This window comes from Abditibacteriota bacterium, from assembly GCA_017552965.1.
In the GTDB taxonomy this organism is placed as follows: Bacteria; Armatimonadota; UBA5829; order UBA5829; family UBA5829; genus RGIG7931.
Map to the genome: position 1 here is coordinate 1 of JAFZNQ010000033.1, position 4,371 is coordinate 4,371.

Annotated in this window: 7 protein-coding genes; 1 reads left to right on the forward strand and 6 read right to left on the reverse strand. The window is 54.7% G+C overall.

Features of this window, described 5'->3' with window-relative positions; all coding sequences use genetic code 11:
• Nucleotides 1-137 precede the first annotated feature (137 nt).
• From IK083_03620 to IK083_03645, 6 genes are all read right to left on the reverse strand, one after another.
• Nucleotides 138-1,421, reverse strand: coding sequence for an AAA family ATPase (locus IK083_03620; protein ID MBR4748646.1), 1,284 nt, complete (start codon nt 1,419-1,421; stop codon nt 138-140).
• Nucleotides 1,422-1,424: 3 nt separating this feature from the next.
• Entirely contained in the window at nt 1,425-2,276 is an 852-nt protein-coding gene (locus IK083_03625; protein MBR4748647.1) for a hypothetical protein, read from the reverse strand.
• A gap of 82 nt (nt 2,277-2,358) precedes the next feature.
• Nucleotides 2,359-2,985, reverse strand: a complete 627-nt coding sequence (locus IK083_03630; protein MBR4748648.1) for a hypothetical protein — start codon at nt 2,983-2,985, stop codon at nt 2,359-2,361.
• Between the two features lie 13 nt (nt 2,986-2,998).
• Entirely contained in the window at nt 2,999-3,196 is a 198-nt protein-coding gene (locus tag IK083_03635) for a hypothetical protein (GenBank protein MBR4748649.1), read from the reverse strand.
• Complete coding sequence (locus IK083_03640) at nt 3,189-3,332, reverse strand: hypothetical protein (GenBank protein MBR4748650.1); 144 nt, start codon at nt 3,330-3,332, stop codon at nt 3,189-3,191. The genes IK083_03635 and IK083_03640 overlap by 8 nt, the downstream gene beginning before the upstream one ends.
• A complete protein-coding gene (locus IK083_03645) occupies nt 3,329-3,541 on the reverse strand; it encodes a hypothetical protein (protein MBR4748651.1) in 213 nt (70 codons plus the stop codon). The genes IK083_03640 and IK083_03645 overlap by 4 nt, the downstream gene beginning before the upstream one ends.
• 199 nt (nt 3,542-3,740) lie before the next feature.
• Between IK083_03645 and IK083_03650 the strand changes: the two genes are divergently transcribed.
• On the forward strand, nt 3,741-4,145 hold the full coding sequence (locus IK083_03650; protein MBR4748652.1) for a helix-turn-helix transcriptional regulator: 405 nt from the start codon (nt 3,741-3,743) through the stop codon (nt 4,143-4,145).
• The last annotated feature ends 226 nt before the right edge of the window (nt 4,146-4,371 follow it).

A 4,371-nucleotide genomic window follows, 5' to 3' on the forward strand; every position in this document is an offset into this window, starting at 1 on the left:
GCCGAGTTGTCGCTGATCCTGTCCTCGGATTTATAGCAGGTGCGGCCGCACAGTTCCAGCCGCCGCAGCAGCCACTTGCCGTTGCTGATGGGGAATACTATCTCTACACTGGGCTCAATGATGTTCATATGTCCTCCTTACCATGGCCGGTCGGCAGCTTCTTCCGCCGTGGGTATCTTGGTGTAGCTGTCGCCCCGCCGGGGTTCCCGGAAACGCTGATGATCGCCGTCGAAGTACAGGTCTATCAGTCCGGTGCGCCCGAATTTGTTCTTGGCTATCTTCACCGAGGCCCGCTCCGGTGACTGGCGGATGTCCCGCACAGCAGGCCTGTCCAGCAGCATGATGACGTCGCCGCCCTGCTCGATGGCAGAGCTGCCCTTCAGGGCGAACATACTCTGCTTCTCCTGCCCGGCCTGACGGGAGGGCTGAGACAGCAGCATGATATGGCACTGGCAGTAGGGCAGCTTGGCTACCCGCTTGAACTCGCTGACGATATACTCCAGCCGGTCGGCAGTGCTGTTGGCCTGCCAGCCGGTGCGGCAGAACTGGAGGAAATCCACCAGCACGAGGTCGGGCTTCAGGGCTACGATGCGCTCGGCCATCTGCTCCACGAAGTATACGGTGTCCCAGATGTACAGCCGCCCGTCCTTCAGCAGGCTGAGGGCCGTGTCGGCAAACAGCTTCTGTCCGGCAGAATCCAGATGCTTATTGGCTATGCTGTCGTAGTCAAGTTTGCCGGTAGCGGCAACCAGACGCTCCATCAGCTGCACGTCCGACATCTCCAGAGAGAAGAACAGCACCTTGCGGCCCCGGCTCAGGGCATTCATAGCTATGTTCAGGGCCAAGGCGGTCTTACCGGTGGAGGGTTCGGCCCCTAAGATGCTCACGTTGCCCAGCCGCAGTCCACCCAGCAGCGTGTCCATGGGATTGATGCCGGTATACAGACGGCGGCTCAGGTCGTTGTCCGTAACGTCGTCCATCACTGCCTGATACAGACGGGCAGGCAGGCCCTTGTCATCCCCGGAGCCCAGCTGCTTGCGTTCCCTGTCCACCAAGCCGCCCAGCTCATCCAGCAGATCGCCGTCCCGCTGGAAGATATCCCGCACGCCCTCCCGCATCCGGCGCTTCATGCCGCCCGACCGCACCTTGTCCATGACCCACGGCAGCAGGGAAGGAGCCATGGCCAGCATACCGTCGCTGCAAGCAGTGACAAAGGCCACCAGCTTGCTCTGCCCCAGACGGGACAGGTATTCATCCAGCGTTTCCACCTTGAGGAACAGGCTCCAGCTTGCGGCACAGTCCCGGTCACCAAAGTCCTCCACTCTCAGCCGCCCCCGATACTCACGGGCCTCATTCCAGTTCGCAAACGTAGCTCCAACCGCACCCTTCTCATAGTCAAGCTGGGTATATTCCTCGGACATGGCTCACTCCTTGATCTCAAACAAACCATCCCATAGCTTCTCTACCGATTGTTCAAAACAGGCCACCGCCTGCGACTCTGTGTTATAGCCCATGTTGCGCAGCTTCTGGAAGGCTCCCCGTATCGCCTTGGCTGTCAGCCGGTGCTCGCCCCGCTTACTGTAGCGCATGGCTATCCATTCGGAGGCGGCTCCCCGTACCGCAGGATTGGCCGTGATCTCGCAGACCTCGCTCAGAGCTTCCCTCCGGGAGAGGAAATACTTCTCCGGCTTCTGAGCTGGCTCGTCGGGAAGGGAAGAAGGAGGGGGGGATATAGGGGGGGTAGATGATGGGATGGGCGTTCTACCGTTAGGTTTCTCCACACAGTTAGAATCTCTCAAGTTGTTCAACGAGGAGAAAGATGACAAATTTACGTCCGTCTCCTCATCAAACGCCCTGCTATCCCCAGCGATAGACCCTGACAAAACCTCCTCCGGTTTTGTTGACAAATTTTGCTCGGTTTTCTCGGCTAAAGCGCAGCTATCTGCCTCGATCAGGGGTGACAATGCGCCGTTTTTCGTGACAAAATATGTGACAATTTCCGGCTCTGTTTCATCCTCTTTTGCCTGCTCAGCGGGGGTATCGACTGTGACAAAATTCGTGACAATTTCGATGCCGCCGCGTCCGTGATACTCACGATGACACAAGCCGTAGGCCTCCAGCTTGTCCAGCGAGTAGCGAAGCTGACGCACGGAGACGCCGGTGATATCCGCCAGCTGACGAAGATTGGTAGACAGGCGCCCCACGCGAAGCAAAAGGATAGAGAGGTGGAGCCATATCTTTGCATCTATCTCATTGTTATACAGGACTTTATTCATAAAATGTATAAACCTATCGCTTTGTTGAAAGGGGTGGGGCGAGGGGAAAGGGGAATATTAAAACCCTCGCCCCGGTGATCTATTAGAAAACGGCGTCTTCCTCGCTGTCCATGGGCACGTCTTCCGGCGCCCAGTCAGGACGCTCACGGCGGGCGAGCAAGATAGGGTAGGTCTTTCCGGCCTTCACTCTGTCCTGTACCCAGCCGGGCAGCAGCTCCAGCGTGTCCAAGGCATCGGGGTCATCAAGGTTCAGGCTGAACAGGTGGGTGGCTTTGGGCGCGTCCATGCCTTCCGGCAGGCCGATGACGTCGCCCACTCTGGCATAGGTCTCGCCGTCTTTACCGGCGGCGTGAATGATGCTGATGAGGCAGCCCTTGCCCAGCATCTCCAGCAGGTCAAACTCCACGTCGTTACCGGCGGGGAAGGGGATGCCGCGCCAGTTCTGGAGCAGCTTACGCAGGCCGGCCTTCTCGTGCAGGCTGTTGGTATACTGCTTGGAGATGGTACGGGGACGGGGGCCGTCTTCGGTCTCGATGACTTCCTTGGGCAGTTCCCAAATGAACATCACCTTATCGGCGCTCTTGACCTTGCCCTCCCAAACGCTTTCCTGTTCACCCAAATCGACGATGCCGCAGCAGACAGCGGTCTTGACACCGGCGGTAATCGGGTCTCTCTTTACGGTTGCGGTACTCTTGGCAGTCAGACTCATTTACTTATCCTCCTTAAGATTTAACTAATAAACACAGTTCTCCCAGCGACGTGTCCGGGTAGGCCAGCAGCTCCCATGTCAGCTTACAGCGGCGGGTGTTGCTGTCGTTGTCGTACTTGATGCAGGGGCAATACTTGCAGGCCTCCTTGCCCTCCGGCATATTCACCGTCAGGTGGTAGCGGGTGTAGCTCAAGTGTCCGTCTTTAGGCATCCTGATATCCTCCTCCGCAATAGGGGCAGCCCCATACTTCCCATGGGACTTGCTTGCCCCAGACTTCCAGCCACTCCGTATGGACGGTGGGCTCCTCGAACTCCCGTCCGCAGCAGTCACAGATATAGGCCATCATAGTTCCCCCTCAGCCAGCCGCTCGGCTACGTCACGGTAGTAATACTTCTTGTAGGCGGCGTTGTAGACGGGGATCAGGGGGCGCAGGATGCGCTCAGCTGTGTTCCTGCCGCAGCCCAGATAGCCCCGGAGCTGGTTGGCAGTGATGAAGGCCCCCGCCAGTTCATACAGGTCATGGGCAAAAGTGTTGATCCTCTGTTCCGATGCCATGGTGTTCTACCTCCTTGAAAAATTATCGGGACTATGGTAAACTTAAATAATCTATAGGGTCGCGTAACTTTAACTGGTGAGTAAACAGATTGTTTTAATTATCAACAACCCGTTTATTATTTTACCAACTAATCGTTTATTTGTCAACCAATAGAGCTATGTTTTTTAAGATTTTTTAAGGCTTTGGAAGGAGGCAACTATGGAAGAAAACAGAGTAAAGAAAATGATGTCCGATAACTTGAAGATATACTATAAACGCTCGGGGCTTGAGCGTGGTGAGTTTGCAAAACGTATCGGATTTACAGAACAGGGTGTAAGTAAATGGCTTAAGGATAATGCTTGCAGCCCTCCTGATGTGGCAAATCTTGATAAGATCGCTGACGCATTGGGTGTTACCGTTAAGGATTTCTTTGAGGAACGACCTGCCCCGATGCATCCAGCGGATAAAATGGAACTTAAAAGAATTGAAACTATGATACGTGATCAGCCAGATGCTAAATGGATCGTCACCCATATGCTTGAGTATTCCAAGACGGAACTCTTTGCTTTCCGGCAGATAGTTGAGGGCATGGAGGACTTAAGAAAAACTCATAAAAAGAAATAATCAATAACCAGTTGATGAGTCTGCCAATTCTCTGTTGACAGACTCATTTTTATTATGCTATAATCATCCATATTCAAAATATAGGGGAGGTGTAACACATGAGCGTAAAGCATACCAAGACATAGGGAGGTATGCTTATGGTAGTCAAGTCCAAGACGATAACCCTGTATGACGGGGTAAAGAAGCGCATCTTCGCCAAGGCTGACACAGAAGCGGAGGCATTAAA

Bases quoted from the DNA above. Each gene is read 5' to 3' on its own strand.
- IK083_03625 (MBR4748647.1), bottom strand. From the start codon at position 2,276: ATGAATAAAGTCCTGTATAACAATGAGATAGATGCAAAGATATGGCTC.
- IK083_03640 (MBR4748650.1), bottom strand. From the start codon at position 3,332: ATGATGGCCTATATCTGTGACTGCTGCGGACGGGAGTTCGAGGAGCCC.
- IK083_03630 (MBR4748648.1), bottom strand. From the start codon at position 2,985: ATGAGTCTGACTGCCAAGAGTACCGCAACCGTAAAGAGAGACCCGATT.
- IK083_03620 (MBR4748646.1), bottom strand. From the start codon at position 1,421: ATGTCCGAGGAATATACCCAGCTTGACTATGAGAAGGGTGCGGTTGGA.
- IK083_03645 (MBR4748651.1), bottom strand. From the start codon at position 3,541: ATGGCATCGGAACAGAGGATCAACACTTTTGCCCATGACCTGTATGAA.
- IK083_03650 (MBR4748652.1), top strand. From the start codon at position 3,741: ATGGAAGAAAACAGAGTAAAGAAAATGATGTCCGATAACTTGAAGATA.
- IK083_03635 (MBR4748649.1), bottom strand. From the start codon at position 3,196: ATGCCTAAAGACGGACACTTGAGCTACACCCGCTACCACCTGACGGTG.